Origin of the sequence: Acinetobacter sp. (assembly GCF_045628685.1) — a bacterium.
Classification (GTDB): Bacteria; Pseudomonadota; Gammaproteobacteria; order Pseudomonadales; family Moraxellaceae; genus Acinetobacter.
Map to the genome: position 1 here is coordinate 19,718 of NZ_JAZQPV010000126.1, position 19,127 is coordinate 38,844.

The window sequence follows — 19,127 nt, forward strand, 5'->3', positions numbered from 1 at the left end:
ATATATAATAAAAAAAGACCGCTAAAAGCGGTCTTTTTTTAAGTCATAAAGACTTATGCAGCTAATGCGTCTTTCGCTTTTTGAGCGATAGCAGCAAACGCAACAGCGTCATGCATAGCGATGTCTGCAAGTACACGACGGTCGATGATTACTTGAGCTTTTTTCAAGCCAGAAATCATACGGCTGTACGATAAACCATTAAGACGCGCACCAGCATTGATACGTGCAATCCACAAAGCGCGGAATTGACGTTTCTTCTGACGACGGTCGCGGTAAGCATATTGACCTGCTTTAATTACTGCTTGGAACGCTACGCGATATACGCGTGAACGAGCGCCGTAGTAACCTTTAGCACGAGCAAGAATTTTTTTGTGACGGCGATGAGCCTGTACACCACGTTTTACACGAGCCATTTATAATCTCCTTAGATGTACGGGCACATACGGCGAACTGAAGCAACGTCACTCACGTGAACCATTACACAGCCGCGTAATTGACGAATACGCTTAGCAGATTTTTTGGTCAAAATGTGGCGTTTGAACGCTTGTTTACGCTTAAAACCGTTAGCAGTCGCTTTAAAGCGTTTAGCTGCACCACGGCGAGTTTTCATCTTAGGCATAACAACCTCTTTTGAACACCTGTTCGGAACGTCTGCACCATTGCAAAAACGACCTGCAGGTAAGGGAGCGAGTATTCTAAAGCATCTTTGCTTAAAACAAAAGCAAATACCCTCAAAATACCCGACCAATCATCCGTTTCTCTTAGTCTTATTTCCTCTATTTAATGCGGGATGTTTTTATTAATAAATCAACCGGTCAACATTATAATTATCACGACATAAGAACACTGGACCAATATGATTCCCGCACCGGATGCTTTTGCAGCGCTACGCTATCGCGATTTTTCTATCGTCACGATAAACCAGTTCTGCCTGACTATCGCCATTTTAATTCAAGAAATTATTGTTGCGTATTCACTTTATCAAATCACCAAAGATCCCCTGACATTAGGTTTAATCGGTTTGGCTGAAGCAATTCCGTTTATCACCTTGTCTTTATGGGGTGGCTATTTTGCTGACCGCTTCAACAAACAGACCATCATGAAAGTGTGTTTGTTTTTTGCAGTGCCCTTACCTTTGGTTTTATGGTGGTTGTTTCATCGTTATGGTTTAGGTGAAATTGGGATAAATACCCTGTCGTGGGGAATTTATGCGGTTATTTTTGGCTTGGGCACGATTCGCGGGTTTTACAATCCGTCTGCTACCTCCCTTAAACCCTTTCTGATTCCACGTAACTTATATGCAAATGGTGCAGCCTGGACCACCATTGGTTGGCAAAGTGGTGTGATTATTGGCCCCATGCTCGGCGGTTTCATGTTGGCGTTTTTAGGTCGCGAAACCAGTCTGCTTGCTGTTTCAGTGCTATTGGCAATCTGTTTTATTTTAATTAACCTGCTCCAAAAGCGCATTTTTCCAAAAATTGAAACGAATAATTTAATCGAAAGTTTGGGCGATGGTTTCCGCTTTATCTGGAAAACCAAGATTGTTTTGTGGGCAATTTCTCTAGATCTAGTCTCTGTTCTCTTTGGAGGCGTGATTGCCCTATTGCCGATTTTTGCAGAAGATATTTTAAAAGTAGGCCCGGAAGGCTTAGGTTATTTACGTGCCGCACCTTCTATTGGTGCACTATTAACCATGATTGCCCTCACCAAGTTTCCACCCACTCAAAATGCCTGGCGCAATATGCTGCTTGCCGTGGCGGGATTTGGGGTATTTACGCTGCTGTTTGCCTTTTCCAACAATATGTGGCTATCCCTGTTTGCTTTAGCCATGACCGGGGCCTGCGACAGTATTTCAGTCGTGGTTCGTCAAACGATTTTACAGATTTACCCGCCGGAAAATATGCGTGGACGTGTTGCGGCAGTAAACGGCATGTTTGTCTCTAGCAGCAATGAACTGGGGGCATTTGAATCTGGCTTAGCAGCAAAATATATGGGCACCATTATGGCAACGGTCTTTGGTGGCTGTATGACCATGGTGGTGGTTACAATAAGCTGGGCAAAAACCCGTGATTTATTTGGTGTAGATATCACAAAAGGTGAAGATCAAATCCATTAATTCACTTTTAGACTTGCGAGTATTTCTAATTCAGGAAATACTTCGCACTTAAAATGCTCCGTTAGCGCTACAACCTCTGGCTTGATTAAAGAAATAAATATCTATGAAGCAAATTCTGTGTTTTTCTCTACTTATAAGCTTACCCTTAAGTGCTACTTACAGCGCTACACCCCAAATACCCCAACAACTCTCGGTTCAGAAAAGCGCAGCCCTTCCGGCGCATTTAACCACGCGCATTCAGTGGACCAAATTTCCACGTCCTTCTTATAAAAATGAAGATTTAAAAGATCAAAATCGTAGTGCGATTATCCGGATCTATGCCGATGAAACAGGCAGTATCAGCAAAGCCAGCGTACAAGAAAGTACCGGCTTAACCCATTTAGATGAGCTGTTAATTAAAGCCATTCGTGATGCGCATGTAAAACCTCATTTTGAAAAGGATACTGCCCTTCCACAAATTGGCTATCAAACCTTTAGCCTTAAACTAAGCCAAGAAGACGATGCAGAAATTTGCCAATACACCTTTAATTCTGAGAACTGGCAGACTCAGCAGCACAACAAGAAAGCACCCTTTTCCTATCGTGCTCAACCGAGTTTAGATATCGACTCTGAACAACTCAATGGACATAATCGTGCGGTAAAATTCAGCTTTAAAGTCAATAATCACGGTGATGTGAAAAAAGTAAAAGTGAAAAAAGGCTCAGGCATCTACGCTTTAGACCAGCAAATTGTACGTGCAGTCTCAAATGCAGAAGTAGATGTACCGCGTAAATACTGGGTTTATAAAAAATCGTCCCTTAAAGATGAGATCAAGTTTGATTTAAATCAATGTCGGTAATTTAAATACGAGTCCAGGCAATAAAAAGAGATGTGTCATGCATCTCTTTTTTAAAACATGGAAAAAGCGGCATAGATAAATAAATAACGCCCAACTTTCGCGACACTCACTATACATAAAAAACGCCAAAAGTTTTCTTTGAGCAAGCCGGCAATCAGGGTTATCGGATCCCCAATAACCGGAACCCAACTCAATAGCAATGACCAGTAGCCATAATTTTGATAGCTTTCCTGTGCTTTCAACATTTTCTGCTCATAGACAGAAACCATTTTTTATCTTTATAATGTCCAATTTGAAAACCTAGCCAACAGTTTACATAGAAACCCAAAATATTTCCCAAGCTTGCAACAAACAGCAGCCCAACAACTGAATGACTGCCTTTGGCCAACAAAGCTAATAAAATTGCTTCAGACTATAATGGCAATAAAGTCGCTGCGCCAAAAGCAGAAATAAACAGTAAAGCGTATGACAGCATTAGGCGAACAACAGTTTAAAGACCGAGTTTTTTCTTGGTAGATTGATATTCATAAACTGACCAAACAATAAATAAGGCCATCACTGACCATCGTGCCAAGTCATACCGATGCGCAATCACGCGAAAAATTTCTTTAGAGATGGCTGGATCATTGGCTTTTAGCGCCTCTGCCACTGACTGCATATGCACGACTTCAGCAATAAAGAACAATAAGCACACTGCGATACCAAAGATAATTGCCCAATAAATTTTCTTATTTGTTTCAATAATACGGGTCAAATTTAAGAAAAAGTCATTCATAGCCATGAGGTCCAATAAAAAACCACCGCAACGGGTGGTTTATTTTTGCGAGATTTAAGCGGTGTTATTCCGCAATCTTAGCATAAAAAACATGGATCAAATTCGCCTTCAGGCATTCACTTTTATAGCCAAAGCACGTTGTACTGCCGGGCGTGCTGTTAAACGCTCAATATATTCTTTTACATATGGATAATCTTCGAGTTGAATTTGCTGCCATTCATAACGCAAGATCCATGGCAGAATTGCCATATCGGCAATTGAATATTCACCCGCCACATACTTTTGACCAATCAACTGCTTGTTCAACACACCATACAAACGTTTGGTCTCAGCTACATAACGATCAATTGCATAGGGAATTTTTTCAGGTGCAAATTTGCCAAAATGATGATTCTGCCCAAGCATCGGGCCCAAACCACCCATTTGCCACATCAGCCATTGTTCAACTTCAACGCGTTGCTGTTCTTCCTCTGGATAATACAGGCCGGTTTTACGTCCCAAATATTGTAAAATTGCACCAGATTCAAATACTGAAATAGCTTCACCACGCGGTCCATCCTGATCGACAATGGCCGGAATTTTATTATTTGGAGAAATACGTAAAAAGTCAGGTTGAAACTGATCATTTTCCATAATATTGATGGGAAAAATTTGATAATCCAAGCCCATTTCTTCTAAAGCAATTGTAATTTTATGACCATTGGGCGTTCCCCAATAATATAGATCAATCATGTTCTCTACCTTTTTGCCGTTCTCGTTCTACACGACATTATTGAACTGTGTACATACTTATATCATGTTTTATATTGATAAATCATTAATCTTTACTGAAGTTTAAAACACAAAATATAAAAACATAAATAATTGTTTTTATTAATTTTTTAAAATAAAGAATTTGGAATTTGAATTCTTGAAAGCACTCAAAACAGTACAATATATAACACACGATAATGACCTTTTCAGATACTGTTTTACTTACTGTTGATGTAATGCATAACAGAATTGCAATCTTGTTTATAAATTTTTTTGAACTCAAGAGGTTATATCAATGAGCAATTTCAGTCTTACTCCGCTGTTCCGTCGTAGCATTGGTTTTGACCGTCTCAATGATCTATTTGATTACGCAATGCAAAGTGATACACCCAATTATCCGAACTATAACATTGAAAAAACAGGTGAAAACAACTATCGAATTGTCGTTGCTACAGCTGGCTTTAATGAAGATCAGCTTGAGATTAATCTTGAAAATCAGTTACTCACGATTAGTGGTAAAGCTGTTGAAGAAAAGTCAGATAGTACTGTTGAATTTTTACATAAAGGAATTGCCAGTCGCTCATTTAAACTTTCGTTACGCTTAGATGAACATATTGAGGTACAACAAGCAAATTATGAAAATGGTTTATTGCAAATAGATTTGCAGCGTTCTGTTCCTGAAGAAGCAATGCCACGCCAGATTCCGATTAGCAAAAAGATAATGACTGAAAATCAGCAATCCGCTGAAAAAACGGTCAATTCCGAATAAATCTAAAAACCAAAGAAAGACCCATTTGGGTCTTTCTTTTTTTCTAAAAATCTATAGATTAAATTGAATAATACATAAAAAATTTACAAACAATGTCATCTCAAGGGTATAGCGTTTCAATTCCAATTATTATTTTCCGATATTTTTCAGTTGTGACTCTAATATGTCCAATAGGTGTCTTAGCGATTTTTTGGAAAATGGGCAAAGATAATGAAATACCTTTCTTTGATATTTTAACCACCCTTGCGAAAGAAAGCCCTAGTTCTTTGTTATATATGCTGGTTTTTCTGCTAATTTCACTCGCTTCATGGAATATACGACTTCATATTACCGAATTTAAAATTTACTACAGTGTGCTTGGTATCCCCATCTTATGGTCAATCAAGCGTGAAGATATTTCAATAGCCAGTTTAATCAGAAATATGCCTCCCTTATACCTACATTAGACGCAAACTCAAACACTTCACCACCCCTAAATCTGAACAATAGTTTAATGAGCGTTACGGCACGGTTGAATTTGTTTTTATTCAAAAGAATATATTCAACACGATAAGACATAAATTTACGGTGATTAATTTAGCTATATTTTCTGCACAGCAATCTATACAAATTACTAATCCTCTAACTCAATATTGGAATTTAAAAACAAAACTTTAGACACAAAAAAAAGCCCTGCTTTCGCAGGGCTTTTTTTATCAATGGACAACGTGTGCTTATTTTTTACGTTTCGGTCCAATGAGCATGCCCATTTGACGACCTTCCATTTTTGGTGCTTGTTCGACTGTACCGTATTCAATTACATCTGCTTCAACTTTTTGTAATTGAGCAAGACCTAATTGTTGGTGAGCCATTTCACGACCACGGAAGCGCAAGGTAATTTTTACCTTGTTACCTTCCTCTAGGAAACGAAGAATTGCACGTAACTTGATGTTGTAATCACCAATGTCTGTACCAGGACGTAACTTAATTTCTTTAACCTGAACTTGATGCTGTTTTTTCTTCGCATCTTTTTGCTTTTGCTTCAGATCAAATAAATGTTTGTTAAAGTCCATGATTTTACAAACAGGTGGCTCTGCATTAGCAACGATCTCAACAAGATCAAGCTCAACTTCTTCTGCAGCACGCAACGCTTCAGCAAGTGAAACGATGCCTTTTTGTTCACCATCTGCAGCAACGAGACGTACTTCTTTTGCACGAATCTCATCATTTAATGCAGGACGGTTGCTTTTAGCACCTTGTTGTTGGTTACGGTCAGGCTGTTTAATCTTTCTTACTCCACAATATACCGGCCACGTTCGGCTACGGCTGCTTTCACTAGGTCAACGAAGGCATCAATTGACATAGTACCTAAATTTTTTCCTGAGCGAGTACGGACATTCACAGTACCTTCCTCTACTTCACGGTCTCCAAGAACCAGCAAGTAAGGAATACGCTCTAAAGTACGTTCACGAATCTTAAAGCCGATTTTCTCATTTCTCAAGTCTGAAATGGTACGAATTCCACTTTCTTTAAGTTTAGCGACGACTGACTCACACGCCTCAGCTTGTGAATCGGTAATATTCATAACACACGCTTGAACTGGTGATAACCATGGTGGCATGAAACCAGCATAGTGCTCAATAAGTATACCAATAAATCGTTCAAAACTACCAAGAATCGCACGGTGCAGCATTACAGGCTGATCACGATCATTATCTTCTGTTACATAAGATGCGTCTAGACGCCCTGGTAAATTGAAGTCACACTGAATAGTACCACATTGCCAGATACGACCTAAGCAGTCTTTCAACGAGAATTCAATTTTCGGCCCGTAGAATGCACCTTCGCCGGGTTGTAAATCCCATTCAAGACCAGCAGCATCTAAAGCATCTGCCAAAGATTTTTCCGCCATATCCCAAAGTGCATCTTCACCCACACGTTTTTCAGGACGAGTCGACAATTTCATTTGTACTTCTTCGAAGCCAAAATCTTTGTATACATCTAGTGTCAATTTGATAAAGTCTGCAACTTCCTGACCAATCTGTTCTTTGGTACAGAAAATATGTGCATCATCTTGGGTAAATCCACGTACACGCATAATGCCGTGCAGTGAACCCGATGGTTCGTTACGGTGACATGAACCAAATTCTGCAAGACGTACTGGAAGATCACGGTACGACTTCAAGCCCTGATTGAACACTTGTACGTGACAAGGACAGTTCATTGGTTTTACCGCATAGTTGCGGTTCTCAGAATGCGTGGTGAACATGTTGTCTGCATAGTTTGCAGCATGTCCTGATTTTTCCCAAAGTGTAAAATCCACCACTTGCGGGGTACGGATTTCTTCGTAGCCATTGTCTTGCTGAACTTTACGCATGTATTGTTCAAGCACTTGATAAATAGTCCAGCCATTCGGATGCCAGAACACCATACCCGGTGCTTCTTCTTGCATATGGAACAAATCAAGCGCTTTACCAATTTTACGGTGATCGCGTTTTTCTGCTTCTTCAATCCGTTTCACATACGCTGCAAGCTGTTTCTTGTCCGCCCATGCTGTACCGTAGATCCGTTGTAGCTGTTCATTCTTCGCATCACCGCGCCAGTAAGCACCAGAGATTTTAGTCAGTTTGAACGATTTTAAGAATTTAGTATTTGGAACGTGCGGACCACGGCACATATCCAGGTAGTCTTGATGGTAGTACAAGCCCATTTGAGTTTCTTCAGGCATGTCTTCGATCAAGCGTAATTTGTATTCTTCGCCACGTTTAGTGAATTCTGCAATCACTTCGTCACGTGGTGTCATTTTTTTGATGACATCATAGTCTTGATCGATGAGCTTTTTCATACGCTCTTCAATCGCTGCCATGTCATCTAAGGTAAACGGACGCGGCATCCAGATGTCATAGTAGAAACCCTCTTCAATGACTGGACCAATTACCATTTTCGCTTCTGGGAACAATTGCTTAACAGCATGACCAACCAAATGCGCGCAAGAGTGACGGATAATTTCCACGCCTGCTTCGTCTTTTGGCGTGATAATTTGTAAGGTTGCATCTTCAGTAATCAAGTCGGATGCGTCAACAAGACGATCGTTTACACGACCTGCAACTGTATTTTTTGCAAGACCGGGGCCGATGCTTAAAGCAACGTCCATCACAGATACGGCGTGATCAAATTGTTTTTGATCGCCATTGGGTAATGTGATAATTGGCATAAGAAAATCCTTAAGGAGTGATGCCCCGTACCATGGGGCATATCACCGCGAGATTATGATCGAGGGAGAACCTCAAAAGATAAAAACGGTGGATAAATAAAAATCGATTCGAATTTTACACGGCTTGGCCGCATGATTAAACCTTTTCCCCAATAAAAATAAGATTTACAACCAAAACCCTATCTGATTTTAAAAAACTTAAGCTCATTTTTTTAATTTAGAATTTTATTATTCCCGAAAAGTATCCCACTCAATAAATTTTCTCTCGCTATAGACATAGAGCCGGGCAAACTGCGGAATTACGGCTTCAGTTTGTGTCGGTCTTAAAAACACATAATCATCTACATGAATTTCGCACTGTGCAGGCACCTGCAACATTTCCTGATTACTACTGCGGCCATACAACATATGCGGCCGACTTTTTTCAGGATAGATATAATCTGCCTGCCAATACCCCCCGTATATAAATACCGCTTTATATCGATGTGGCAGATGATTCAGCATTTCCAGACCTGGAATCTGGCTATACGGCAATACTTTTAAAATGGGTACAGCAATCCATACAGCACAGCTTAAAGCGGACAAATTATCCAGATCAAAATCACTCGGCTTGAGCAGCATGGAACCAAAAGCCAGATCATTACAGACACTTTGCTGGCAATGCTGCATAAAGGTCGGACTGCCGCCGCCATTAAAACATAAGTCGGCATGCCATAAATCGGGGAATTGCTGCTGAATAATATTTTTATATTGCTGATAAGTTTGCTGCGATTCCTGATAACTTTTTTCGGGACTTTTCAGAATTTTAGGCAGTTTTGCTACATGCGCATCATAGCCCATCAGCCCCGAAAGTCTGAGAGCATCTGGATATTGCTGAATGAGTTTGAGCAACTCTATAAGCTGTTCCTGACTGCTGATGCCTCCGCGGTGTAGTCCTACATCAATTTCAATATTTACGTTCAGGCAGATGTTCAGGTTTTGAGCGAGTTGCAGATATTGCTGCAGGCGTTCTATATCATCGATCAGCCATTGAATATTGCTTTGATCATTCAGTGCCTTCTGATCAGGGAAATTTTGATAAAAGTGCTGTACCGCGTGGATTGGCATCGGTTTACCCAGCAAGAGATCTACCTGTTCAAATGCGCTGATAATTTCTAAAAGATGGGGTAAATGAAATACCATAAATCGCCGGGTAGTCAGCTTTTCACAGGCCAGTTGAAGCAACGGTATACTGGCCAAGGATTTCACCACCAGACGTGGTTTTAACTGCGCAGGTAATTTTGACTGTACAGCCTCCAGATTCTTTTGATATTGATCCAGATCCAGAATCAATTGTGGTGTGCCAGTCCCCTGCTGCTGTAAGCCTTGAGTCAGTTGCTGAAAATAATTCGAATGCATTACTCGCTCCTGCTATTCAGCCAAAAACAATTGTTTTAAATACAGATTCAGCCATTTTTGCTGCGGATCCAGTTGCTGACGTAATTTCATAAAATCCTCCCATTTCGGATAGAGATCACGTAGCGAGTTAGCAGTCATGGAATGCAATTTCCCCCAGTGCGGCCTGCCCTGATATTTCTGTAAAATCGGCTCAACCAGATCAAAGATAAGGTGATAATCCTGTTTATAAAACTGGTGAATCGAAATCGAAACCGAATCGCGTTCATGAAATGGACTTAACCAGATATCGTCCCCTTTGACATAACGGAACTCGATCGGAAAGAACATCGGTACTTGATGTTTGCGTAAAACATCAAGTACCTCGTCCAGACATTGCAAGCCTGAATCGACCGGAATCTGATATTCCATTTCATTAAATCTGGTATTGCGTGGGGTTGGAAAAAGAAGGTTTGACCAATCCACATAGCAGGTCGGTTTGACAAACACGCCGAGCATTTTTTGCAGATAGGGATTGGTCTTCGGGAAGAGTCGCGTCAGTTCAGAGCATAGGGTTAACAAGGCATCTTCGGATGGCCAGCTCTCTCGTCTTGGCTGAACTGCATCATCAGTTTCATTCAGGGTTTTCAGCATGACTGTCTCAGTGTGCAAAAAAGCCCAAAACTCAATATGGCGGTGCTGATACTTCCATTGATCTATATTTGCAAATATTTCTTTTAATGAACATAGCCGAATCTGTTCTTTTAATTTATAGCGTAGCCGATTTTGCAGGGTGATTTTGGTCAATGTACCCAAGCTGCCCAATGCCACACGTCCGGCCTGAAATATCTCGGCATTCTGCTGACGATCACACTGTAACAGCTCCCCATCTGCGGTGAGTAATTCAAAGCCTTCCACAAAAGCAGATAGGCAAGGTAAATCGATTCCGGTGCCATGCGTTCCGGTAGAAATCGCCCCAGCCAGACTTTGCTGGTCAATATCTCCCTGATTGATTAAAGCCTGATTGATCGGAGCCAGATATTTCCCCAAGTCATACAAACGCGTACCGGCCTGCACGGTGCATTGCTTTTTAGCTTCATCAGAGGAAATGACACCTTTGAACTGATCAAGATTAAGCAGCACATCATTGGTTTTGGTCAATCCACTAAATGAATGCCCTGCACCTAGCACACGAATCTGGGCATGTGACTTCACCAAATCATGTAATTCATGCATATGGCGAGGTTGAAAAATTTCAGGATGGGCCTGCTGGCTTCCCGACCAGTTCTGCCATCCTTTATCCGCCTGTTGTATTTTCATTATTCTTTATTCGTCCTTGGCTCATATTATTTTAATTGCTCAACTAGAGTAAAATACCTAAAAAATCAAACATGGGAACCCATGGGTTCAAGACATTTAAACAGGGTTAAATATTTTTATTAATATTCAAATACTTAAAATTATAAAAAACGTACTCGACTAAAGCATAAATGCAAGATTTATAAGAAATACATATCTTTTCAGCAGGATATGAAAATAAATATATAACGGAGTTTTACCATGGTTAGCGCATATGATGAATTACCGCGTACCCCCGCGAATTTTGTAGCCTTATCACCTTTACGCTATCTTGATCGTGCAGCTTATATTTATCCAAATCAAAATGCGATTATCCACGGAAAGCGTCGGATCACATGGCGTGAGAAATATAACCGTTGCCGTCAGTTTGCCAACCAGCTCCAAAAATTAGGCATCGGTAAAAATGATACCGTGTCGGTCCTGCTGCCTAACGTCCCTGCCATGATTGAAGCACATTTTGCTGTACCGATGGCGGGCGCAGTCCTCAATACCTTAAATACACGTCTGGACGCCAAAACCCTTGCCTTTATGCTGGAACATGCTGAAAGCAAAGTATTACTGGTCGACCCCGAATTTACTGCACTTGCGACAGAAGCCCTCGCCCTGGTGTCACAGGACATTTATGTGATTGATGTGGCTGATGAAGAGTTTGAAGGTGAAGACAAGCGTATTGGTCAAATCGAATATGAAGACTGGATTGCCCAAGGCGATGTAAACTTTGAATGGCATTTACCTCAAGATGAATGGGATGCGATCAGCTTGAGTTATACCTCCGGCACTACCGGAAATCCGAAAGGTGTGGTCTATCATCACCGCGGTGCCTACATTAATGCAGCCAGCAATATCATTGCTTGCGGCATGACACCACGCGCTACCTATTTATGGACACTGCCTCTGTTCCACTGTAATGGCTGGTGCTTTGCCTGGACCATAGCGGCCAACGGCGGAACCAACGTCTGCTTGCGTAAAGTCGATGCTGAACTGATCTTTAAACTGATCACTGAACATAAAGTCGATTACTTCTGTGGTGCACCGATTGTCCTGTCGATGTTGATCAACATGCCTGAAGAGAAAAAGACCAAGCTTGAGCACCGTGTCGAGGTCATGGTTGCTGGTGCTGCACCTCCTGCAGCAATCATTGAAGGCATGCGAAATATCGGTATTAACGTGACGCATGTTTACGGCTTGACAGAAACCTATGGTCCTTCTGCACTCTGCGCATCTCAAGCGGGCTGGAGTGATTTATCCATTCAGGAACAGGCGCAGTTGCACTCCCGTCAAGGCGTACCATATCCATTACAAGATGGCATGAAAGTGCTTGATCCCGATACCATGCAGGAAGTTCCACACGATGGCCAGACCATGGGCGAAATCATGTTCCGTGGCAATATCGTGATGAAAGGTTATCTGAAAAATCCCGAGGCAACTGCGGAAGCCTTTGCGGGAGGCTGGTTCCATACTGGAGATCTGGCCGTATGCCAGCCGGACGGCTATGCCAAAATCACCGACCGTTCCAAAGACGTGATCATTTCTGGTGGTGAAAATATTTCCTCACTGGAAGTGGAAGAAGTGCTTTATCAGCATCCGGCTGTGCTGACTGCAGCAGTAGTTGCAAAGCCTGATCCACGTTGGCAGGAAGTGCCATGTGCCTTTATTGAACTTAAAGAAGGTTCCCAAGCCACCGAAGAAGAGATTATTGAATTTTGCCGCGAGCATCTGGCCCGCTTTAAAGTGCCTAAAGATGTCGTGATTACCGAGATTCCAAAAACTTCGACCGGCAAACTGCAAAAATTCATCTTGCGTGATTGGGCAAAAGAACGTGCCACAGCTGAGTTTAATTAATTTCTTTCTATGCTTGCTGAACAATTCTCCATCTTGCAAAAACTCCCTCTCCTATTAGGAGAGGTTTAGGGAGAAGTTTATACATCGAAAAAAGAGATCATTTCTTAATGAGCTGTTTGAAAGATCAAAATTTCAACAGATCAATCCCTCCCCTTGCGGAGCATTACTTTTCATCTTTAAAAAGGTAAGAAAAAAGCGACCTACTTGGTCGCCTTTTTTTATTTTTATCACGAAACAAAAAAATTAATTATCTGAAATCAATGCCACTTGCTGAATATAATTAAATAATTTCAACTTAGAGGCAGCAACTTGTTCTTCAGGCAATTGTTTTGTGATATCACGCTGAATACGCAAGATATGCTGACGAATTGGGTGATGTTCAGCCGCATTATGCGCTTTCATGAATTCTTTAATTGCCGGATCACCCTGTGCAATCATTCGGTCAACCCAACGCTGCAATTGGGCAGTTTTTTTCGCACCTTGTTGCGGCGTTAAATAAGACAAAATCATTGCCTCATCTTCATTACGCAATAGTTTACCAATACGTAGAAACTGGCGACGGCGTGCCTCATGTGACGTAATATTACGTACTTCTAGCAACGCATCAATTAAACGCTCTTCCACAGGGAGTTTCTGAATTTGCTTAACATTCAGTTCAGAGAGTTGTTCACCTAAAGCAGCCATACGCTGAACTGCTTTTTTTTGTTCGGTTTTACTTGCACGCCCTTCTAAAGTTTCAAAGTCATCTTCAGTAAAACGCTGTTGCGGTCGACGTGCCACGATTAATCTGCCTCGTAAAATTTTGCTGCAAATAATACCTGAATGTCAGATAAAGCTTGTTCTTCATCTACACCTTCAAGCACTAAACGTAAAGTTGTGCCTTTGCCTGCACCGAGCATCAGCAAGGACATAATATTTTTTGCATCGACTAATTTGTCACCTTTACCAATTTGAATCGATGAACGAAATTTGGTGGTCACTTCAATTAGCTTTCCAGATGCACGCGCATGTAAACCTAGTTTGTTAATTACGTCAACAGTTGTGTCAATCATGACCAGTGCTTCATTTCCCTGTGTAAGACCTGAATAGACCATTTTGCCTCAAGAGCCTTTTTGAGTCTATCCACAATATATACTGAACGGTGCTGCCCTCCCGTACAACCAATCGACACTGTCATATAGTGACGATGCCCTTCTGCAAAGGCAGGCAACCATTTATCTAAAAAACGATAAATGTCTTCGAACATCTCGCTGGTTTGTTCACTTTGCAGTAAAAACTGTTGCACAGGTAAATCTAAACCTGAATATTTTCGCAATTCCAGATCCCAATGCGGATTAGGCAGATGACGGACATCAAATACATAATCGGCATCTAGTGGAATACCGTGTTTATAACCAAAAGATTGTAAAATTAATATTAATTTATCGGATTGTCCAAGTTTAGACAACAAAGTGTGTTTTAGATCATGCACACTTTTATCACTGGTATCAATATGAACTGTTGAGCGTAAGTGTATCGGAAGCAATAAGGTTTTTTCTTCCTGAATACATTCATTCAAGCTTTTAAAACGACTGGATAAGGGATGTGGACGACGCGAAGCACTAAAACGCGAAATCAACTGTTGATCTTGAGTAGTCAGATAAATGATATCCACCGAACCATGTTGCTGGAGCTGTTCAAAAACATGATCAAACTCTTGCAGATCTGCGCGGGTACTGCGTACATCCACCCCTAAAGCCAATTGTTCTAAATTATTTTCACTGTCCAGTTTAGCAACAATTTCAGGCAGCAATGCCAGCGGTAAATTATCAATGCAATAATATCCCAAATCTTCAAGCACCTGTAAGGCAGACGATTTTCCTGACCCGGATTGTCCTGTAACGATTAAAATACGCTTCATGGCAAGGCTGTCCTTAACTAAATCTTACGCAACATACTTCACTTGCAAGTTATCAATCAGTCGTGTTGTCGCTAATTTTGCAGCGACAAATAAAACCACATCCTGATCAAAGACTTCCATTTTTTGTAATTCTGGCGTACGTGCTTCCACATAATCCAAAATAAAGCCTGCTTGTGTCAATGTATGCTTAATATTTTCCAAAACTTCCGTCAGCGCAACACCATTTCGGAGTTTCTGTTCGGCAGTTTTTAAACTTTGGAAAATGGTCGGTGCAATCTGACGATGATCTGCACTTAAATAGCCATTACGTGAACTGAGGGCCAAACCATCTTCCGCACGGGTAATCGGCACACCAATCACTTCTAAGGGAATATTCAAGTCACGGACAAATTGGCGAATTACCGCCAGTTGCTGGTAATCTTTTTGCCCAAAGAATGCAAAATTCGGTTGCACCATATTAAACAGTTTAGTCACAACTACCGCTACACCATCAAAATGACCTGGACGCTGTAAACCACATAAGTCATTGGTGATTTCAGAGACACTAATATTGGTTAAACGCGGTTTATCGCCATACATCTGTTCGACACCAGGTGCAAAAACAATGTCACATCCCACATCTGCCAACAAACGGCTGTCCTGCTCTAAAGTACGCGGATAATTTTCAAAATCTTCATTTGGACCAAATTGAATGGGATTGACAAAAATACTGACCACCACCACATCACATAATTTACGCGCCTCACGTACCAGGTTTAAATGGCCTTCGTGTAAATTGCCCATAGTTGGAACAAAACCAATGATTTTTCGCGCCGATCGAGCTGGACTCAGTGAAGCATTTAATCCTTGAATGGTAGTTTCTGTTTTCATGTTTACAGCTCGACTTGAAAAGTGTGTTCTTTGGCAGGGAAAGAACCTTCTTGTACTGCAGCGTGGTAGGCTTTAAAAGCATCCAGAATTGCAGTTTCCCCTGCCTGTTCTTTCATAAAATTACGCACAAATTTAGCCACACGGCCAAAGGTCAGCCCAAGCATATCTTGAACCACCAGTACCTGCCCGTCGGTCTCTGTGCCTGCACCAATGCCAATTACAGGGATATGCGGGAACAATTCACTGATTTCTCTACCCAATTGTGCAGGTACACATTCCAATAATAATAATGCAGCACCCGCTTCAACCACGGCTCTACAATCAGCAATCAGTTGATCTGCTGCTTCACGTGTACGGGCTTGTAATTTATAACCGCCAAATACATGGACAGATTGTGGAGTTAACCCCAAATGTACGCATACTGGAATACCATTACGGGTCAAAACAGTAACCGTTTCACTTAACCAGGCACCACCTTCCATTTTGACCATTTGTGCGCCAGCTTGCATGACTGTTTTTGAGCTTATCAATGCGTCATTTAAAGTGGCATAACTCATAAACGGCAAGTCAGTCATAATGAAAGCATGCTGATTACCGCGACGAACCGCTGCGGTATGGTAAGCCATATCTGCTACAGTCACAGGTAATGTTGAATCACGACCCTGGATCGACATCCCTAAAGAATCACCAATTAAAATACTGTCGACTTCTGCAATTTCCATTGCCTTGGCCATACTGGCATCGTAACAGGTCAGGCAAGAAAATTTGCGTCCTTCAGTTTTAAATTGTCTTAAGTCGCTGAGACTAATCATCAAGATATTCCTCTAACACGTTCCAAACACATGCCTAAATTAAATATTTGACCAAGTTTCATCATCCACAACAGACAGTGTCGAATGTTGAACTACAGGTAAATCTTTTAATCGTTGTGCTTTAATTTGCATATTTTCATCTAAATCTAACAAGGGTATGACGACAAAATCACGTTCCAACAGACCCACGTGGGGAACAGTCAAACGCTCATTTTGAATATGTTCTTGACCATACACCAGTAAATCCAGATCTAAAGTACGTTCGCCCCAACGACGTAAACGCACCCGACCTGACTCGTGTTCAAAACGTTGTAACTCATCCAATAAAACCAAAGGTGCTAAATCAGTTTCTAGCTGCACCACCGCATTCAAATAATTTGGTTGGTCTTGGGGACCCATGGGTGGGCTTTGATATAACTTGGAGGTTTTTACGTGTCCAAGCGTTGCCAGCTTTTGCACAGCTTCGATCAAAATCTGACGTGAATCTCCTAAATTACTGCCTAAGCCAATATAGGTGACTGTAATCATTGTGTCGGTCCAAAAACTACTTGGCTTAAATCACGTTTTACCCGTTTACGTTTTAGAATGGGATGGTCATATGCAATCTCTGAACCGCCTGCAGAAACTGTTTGAACAGGTCTGTCAGAGCGGGTTCTGCTCTTGCGTTCACGACGGCGTGGTTCAGGCTCGTTGACCAGAGGTTCAATTTCTACAGAGACAGATTTAGGTTCAACCAGATCTTCTGTTGCCGCTTTACGACGACTTTTTGCACGTTGACGGTTGTACTGACTAATGGCACGCTCTTTTTCATCGGTGCTCATCAGCTGATAAGCATCCCACCACATCCCCATTCCCAGGGTGGTGTTGTCACCAGATTTTTCACGAAGTAGCAGGAAATCGAAGCCGGCACGGAAACGCGCATGAGTCGATAAAGCTTGGACTTGTTGTGGTTTTGGATTGAGCAAACGGGTTTGCATTTCCCAAACTTCACGAATAAAGGTTTCTGCGAAACGTGGAATGATGGTGCGGGTGGCCTGACGTTTTAATACATCCAAGCCCGCTTGGGCACGTGCTTCTGCAGGAACAATCCCTTTACCTAGATAAAATTCACAACGCTCTAAAAAGGGTTTCCATAGTAATACTGCATAGAAAAATGCCGGGTTAATGGTTTTACCCATTTGAATACGCTGATCAGTATTGATGGCTGCGCGTTCTATAAATGTCGAAATATGTGGGGGAATATCAGCAAACAGTTGACGCCAGATATCAAAATCAATCAGCATCGGCAGCACGCGATTCAAATATCCCATGGTAAATAACTTCTGCGATTCGTCATATAAACGATGCGGAGAAATATCACGCAGCAACTGGGTCATTTCCGGAGTAAAAATCTCTAAAATTTCCGGTGCAATATTGAAATTTAGTTTTGCCGCAAAACGTAAAGTCCGCAGCATACGCACTGGATCTTCTTCAAAACGTAAAGTCGGGTCGCCCAATAAACGTAAAGTTTTATTTTCGATATCATCAATTGCATTACAGAAATCGAGTACGATCCCTTTACGCGGCTGATAATACATCGCATTAATGGAAAAATCACGACGCACAAAATCTTGCTCAATCGTGCCCCAATTGTTGTCGCGTAAAATCATGCCTGCAGCAGATGTCACTGCTTTTTTAGGGGGTGCACGGAATGTCGCGACTTCGATCAGTTCTCGGCCTGAATAGACATGAGCAAGCTCAAAACGTCGTCCAATAATACGACAACGCCGTCCGAAAACTTCTTTCACTTGGGCTGGTGTTGCATCGGTGACGGCATCAAAATCTTTAGGATTAAGACCCAACATTAAGTCACGGACACTACCACCGACGATATAAGCTTCAAAGCCTGCCTTATTTAAGGCATCGATAACATCTAATATGGAAGAAGGTAATTGAGCGGTTGATAAACCACATTTTGACGCGCGCAAAGTTTGCAAAAGACGCTGTCTCCTACGTCTGAACGTAAAATATCTAAGATGACGCTAATCATATATCTAACACAATCAAAGGGCAATTTGATTATCTCGATGCTCAATATATTGTTGGGCCCTTCTTGACTGCTTAACCCATGAATTACAGACTTAATCGATCTTTATTTTTGGCAAATAAAGCCGGCCCAATCCCCTTGACCTGCTGTAATTCCTCAATGTTTTTAAATTTTCCATTTTTTTGACGATAGGCAATAATTGCTTCCGCTTTTTTTAAACCAATTCCGGACAGCTCTTGTAGTTGTTCCAGATTGGCTTGGTTCAAACTTATTTTAGCTCTAGTGGATGCCTGTAAGGCAGGTTTCGCCAAATAGTAATTTTTTGGCGGAGATACATGCGGTATTTTTAAGCGTGCATCTTCGGCTTCCTGTTCAGCCTTCCATTTTAAGTATTGCTGGTCAAATTGTTGAGCATAAGCAGTCGTTCCACTTAGCATTGACATTAATGCGCCTATGTAAAAAATCGCATTCAGGATCTGTATTATTTTTCTCATTATAGG

At 41.5% G+C, this 19,127-nt stretch carries 20 protein-coding genes and 1 pseudogene; 4 read left to right on the forward strand and 17 right to left on the reverse strand.

The features are described from left to right. Positions 1-53 precede the first annotated feature (53 nt). Both rplT and rpmI read right to left on the reverse strand, forming a co-directional pair. A complete protein-coding gene (gene rplT / locus ACKI4H_RS15940; RefSeq protein ID WP_153370762.1) occupies positions 54-413 on the reverse strand; it encodes a 50S ribosomal protein L20 in 360 nt (119 codons plus the stop codon). Between the two features lie 11 nt (positions 414-424). Beyond that, on the reverse strand, positions 425-619 hold the full coding sequence (rpmI, locus tag ACKI4H_RS15945) for a 50S ribosomal protein L35 (protein ID WP_004278281.1): 195 nt from the start codon (positions 617-619) through the stop codon (positions 425-427). A gap of 240 nt (positions 620-859) precedes the next feature. On the opposite strand from rpmI, the gene ACKI4H_RS15950 reads away from it, so the two are divergent. Together ACKI4H_RS15950 and ACKI4H_RS15955 are read left to right on the forward strand one after the other, a co-directional pair. Next, entirely contained in the window at positions 860-2,116 is a 1,257-nt protein-coding gene (locus ACKI4H_RS15950; protein ID WP_407307524.1) for an MFS transporter, read from the forward strand. A 103-nt stretch (positions 2,117-2,219) separates the two neighbouring features. Further along, complete coding sequence (locus tag ACKI4H_RS15955) at positions 2,220-2,954, forward strand: energy transducer TonB (RefSeq protein ID WP_407307447.1); 735 nt, start codon at positions 2,220-2,222, stop codon at positions 2,952-2,954. 50 nt (positions 2,955-3,004) lie between these two features. Here the strand turns inward: ACKI4H_RS15955 and ACKI4H_RS15960 are convergent. The 3 genes and pseudogenes from ACKI4H_RS15960 to ACKI4H_RS15970 all read right to left on the reverse strand — a co-directional run bounded on the left by ACKI4H_RS15960 (position 3,005) and on the right by ACKI4H_RS15970 (position 4,461). Then, a pseudogene (locus ACKI4H_RS15960) lies at positions 3,005-3,429 on the reverse strand (YqaA family protein). Between the two features lie 15 nt (positions 3,430-3,444). Then, entirely contained in the window at positions 3,445-3,735 is a 291-nt protein-coding gene (locus ACKI4H_RS15965; RefSeq protein WP_407307449.1) for a hypothetical protein, read from the reverse strand. Positions 3,736-3,837: 102 nt separating this feature from the next. Further along, complete coding sequence (locus tag ACKI4H_RS15970) at positions 3,838-4,461, reverse strand: glutathione S-transferase N-terminal domain-containing protein (RefSeq protein WP_407307451.1); 624 nt, start codon at positions 4,459-4,461, stop codon at positions 3,838-3,840. 316 nt (positions 4,462-4,777) lie between these two features. On the opposite strand from ACKI4H_RS15970, the gene ACKI4H_RS15975 reads away from it, so the two are divergent. Further along, positions 4,778-5,251: an Hsp20 family protein gene (locus ACKI4H_RS15975; RefSeq protein ID WP_407307453.1), complete on the forward strand. Its 474-nt coding sequence runs from the start codon at positions 4,778-4,780 to the stop codon at positions 5,249-5,251. A gap of 713 nt (positions 5,252-5,964) precedes the next feature. Here ACKI4H_RS15975 and infC read toward each other — a convergent pair. The 4 genes from infC to ACKI4H_RS15995 form a co-directional block, all read right to left on the reverse strand. After that, a complete protein-coding gene (gene infC, locus ACKI4H_RS15980; RefSeq protein ID WP_407307526.1) occupies positions 5,965-6,450 on the reverse strand; it encodes a translation initiation factor IF-3 in 486 nt (161 codons plus the stop codon). Between the two features lie 71 nt (positions 6,451-6,521). Continuing rightward, positions 6,522-8,444, reverse strand: a complete 1,923-nt coding sequence (gene thrS / locus ACKI4H_RS15985) for a threonine--tRNA ligase (RefSeq protein ID WP_407307455.1) — start codon at positions 8,442-8,444, stop codon at positions 6,522-6,524. Positions 8,445-8,672: 228 nt separating this feature from the next. Continuing rightward, the gene (locus tag ACKI4H_RS15990; RefSeq protein WP_407307457.1) at positions 8,673-9,842 is read right to left on the reverse strand and encodes an alanine racemase; all 1,170 of its coding nucleotides are present in this window, start codon (positions 9,840-9,842) and stop codon (positions 8,673-8,675) included. 12 nt (positions 9,843-9,854) lie between these two features. Further along, positions 9,855-11,138, reverse strand: a complete 1,284-nt coding sequence (locus ACKI4H_RS15995; protein WP_407307459.1) for a D-arabinono-1,4-lactone oxidase — start codon at positions 11,136-11,138, stop codon at positions 9,855-9,857. Between the two features lie 240 nt (positions 11,139-11,378). Between ACKI4H_RS15995 and ACKI4H_RS16000 the strand changes: the two genes are divergently transcribed. Then, positions 11,379-13,019 carry an acyl-CoA synthetase gene (locus ACKI4H_RS16000; protein ID WP_407307461.1) on the forward strand — a complete coding sequence of 547 codons (1,641 nt, stop codon included), beginning with the start codon at positions 11,379-11,381 and terminating at the stop codon, positions 13,017-13,019. Between the two features lie 243 nt (positions 13,020-13,262). Here the strand turns inward: ACKI4H_RS16000 and yjgA are convergent, their stop codons facing one another. The 8 genes from yjgA to ACKI4H_RS16040 form a co-directional block, all read right to left on the reverse strand. Beyond that, positions 13,263-13,799, reverse strand: coding sequence for a ribosome biogenesis factor YjgA (gene yjgA, locus ACKI4H_RS16005; RefSeq protein WP_407307463.1), 537 nt, complete (start codon positions 13,797-13,799; stop codon positions 13,263-13,265). 2 nt (positions 13,800-13,801) lie between these two features. Further along, complete coding sequence (locus tag ACKI4H_RS16010; protein WP_407307465.1) at positions 13,802-14,071, reverse strand: HPr family phosphocarrier protein; 270 nt, start codon at positions 14,069-14,071, stop codon at positions 13,802-13,804. Next, positions 14,068-14,919: an RNase adapter RapZ gene (gene rapZ / locus ACKI4H_RS16015; protein WP_407307467.1), complete on the reverse strand. Its 852-nt coding sequence runs from the start codon at positions 14,917-14,919 to the stop codon at positions 14,068-14,070. Before rapZ ends, ACKI4H_RS16010 begins: the two co-directional genes overlap by 4 nt. Before the next feature lie 24 nt (positions 14,920-14,943). Next, positions 14,944-15,789, reverse strand: a complete 846-nt coding sequence (gene panC, locus ACKI4H_RS16020) for a pantoate--beta-alanine ligase (RefSeq protein WP_407307469.1) — start codon at positions 15,787-15,789, stop codon at positions 14,944-14,946. A gap of 2 nt (positions 15,790-15,791) precedes the next feature. Next, complete coding sequence (panB, locus tag ACKI4H_RS16025; RefSeq protein WP_407307471.1) at positions 15,792-16,601, reverse strand: 3-methyl-2-oxobutanoate hydroxymethyltransferase; 810 nt, start codon at positions 16,599-16,601, stop codon at positions 15,792-15,794. A gap of 39 nt (positions 16,602-16,640) precedes the next feature. Continuing rightward, positions 16,641-17,129 carry a 2-amino-4-hydroxy-6-hydroxymethyldihydropteridine diphosphokinase gene (folK, locus tag ACKI4H_RS16030; protein WP_407307473.1) on the reverse strand — a complete coding sequence of 163 codons (489 nt, stop codon included), beginning with the start codon at positions 17,127-17,129 and terminating at the stop codon, positions 16,641-16,643. Further along, positions 17,126-18,577 carry a polynucleotide adenylyltransferase PcnB gene (gene pcnB / locus ACKI4H_RS16035; protein WP_407307475.1) on the reverse strand — a complete coding sequence of 484 codons (1,452 nt, stop codon included), beginning with the start codon at positions 18,575-18,577 and terminating at the stop codon, positions 17,126-17,128. Before pcnB ends, folK begins: the two co-directional genes overlap by 4 nt. Positions 18,578-18,713: 136 nt before the next feature. Next, positions 18,714-19,121, reverse strand: coding sequence for a ComEA family DNA-binding protein (locus tag ACKI4H_RS16040; RefSeq protein WP_407307477.1), 408 nt, complete (start codon positions 19,119-19,121; stop codon positions 18,714-18,716). Between the last annotated feature and the right edge of the window lie 6 nt (positions 19,122-19,127).

What these genes read in the sequence shown, in the direction of transcription:
- ACKI4H_RS15965 (WP_407307449.1), bottom strand. Translation starts at nt 3,735, where the DNA reads ATGGCTATGAATGACTTTTTCTTAAATTTGACCCGTATTATTGAAACA.
- thrS (WP_407307455.1), bottom strand. Translation starts at nt 8,444, where the DNA reads ATGCCAATTATCACATTACCCAATGGCGATCAAAAACAATTTGATCAC.
- rplT (WP_153370762.1), bottom strand. Translation starts at nt 413, where the DNA reads ATGGCTCGTGTAAAACGTGGTGTACAGGCTCATCGCCGTCACAAAAAA.
- ACKI4H_RS15970 (WP_407307451.1), bottom strand. Translation starts at nt 4,461, where the DNA reads ATGATTGATCTATATTATTGGGGAACGCCCAATGGTCATAAAATTACA.
- ACKI4H_RS15990 (WP_407307457.1), bottom strand. Translation starts at nt 9,842, where the DNA reads ATGCATTCGAATTATTTTCAGCAACTGACTCAAGGCTTACAGCAGCAG.
- ACKI4H_RS16010 (WP_407307465.1), bottom strand. Translation starts at nt 14,071, where the DNA reads ATGATTGACACAACTGTTGACGTAATTAACAAACTAGGTTTACATGCG.
- ACKI4H_RS16000 (WP_407307461.1), top strand. Translation starts at nt 11,379, where the DNA reads ATGGTTAGCGCATATGATGAATTACCGCGTACCCCCGCGAATTTTGTA.
- rpmI (WP_004278281.1), bottom strand. Translation starts at nt 619, where the DNA reads ATGCCTAAGATGAAAACTCGCCGTGGTGCAGCTAAACGCTTTAAAGCG.
- rapZ (WP_407307467.1), bottom strand. Translation starts at nt 14,919, where the DNA reads ATGAAGCGTATTTTAATCGTTACAGGACAATCCGGGTCAGGAAAATCG.
- panC (WP_407307469.1), bottom strand. Translation starts at nt 15,789, where the DNA reads ATGAAAACAGAAACTACCATTCAAGGATTAAATGCTTCACTGAGTCCA.
- panB (WP_407307471.1), bottom strand. Translation starts at nt 16,601, where the DNA reads ATGATTAGTCTCAGCGACTTAAGACAATTTAAAACTGAAGGACGCAAA.
- ACKI4H_RS15975 (WP_407307453.1), top strand. Translation starts at nt 4,778, where the DNA reads ATGAGCAATTTCAGTCTTACTCCGCTGTTCCGTCGTAGCATTGGTTTT.
- ACKI4H_RS16040 (WP_407307477.1), bottom strand. Translation starts at nt 19,121, where the DNA reads ATGAGAAAAATAATACAGATCCTGAATGCGATTTTTTACATAGGCGCA.
- ACKI4H_RS15955 (WP_407307447.1), top strand. Translation starts at nt 2,220, where the DNA reads ATGAAGCAAATTCTGTGTTTTTCTCTACTTATAAGCTTACCCTTAAGT.
- ACKI4H_RS15995 (WP_407307459.1), bottom strand. Translation starts at nt 11,138, where the DNA reads ATGAAAATACAACAGGCGGATAAAGGATGGCAGAACTGGTCGGGAAGC.
- folK (WP_407307473.1), bottom strand. Translation starts at nt 17,129, where the DNA reads ATGATTACAGTCACCTATATTGGCTTAGGCAGTAATTTAGGAGATTCA.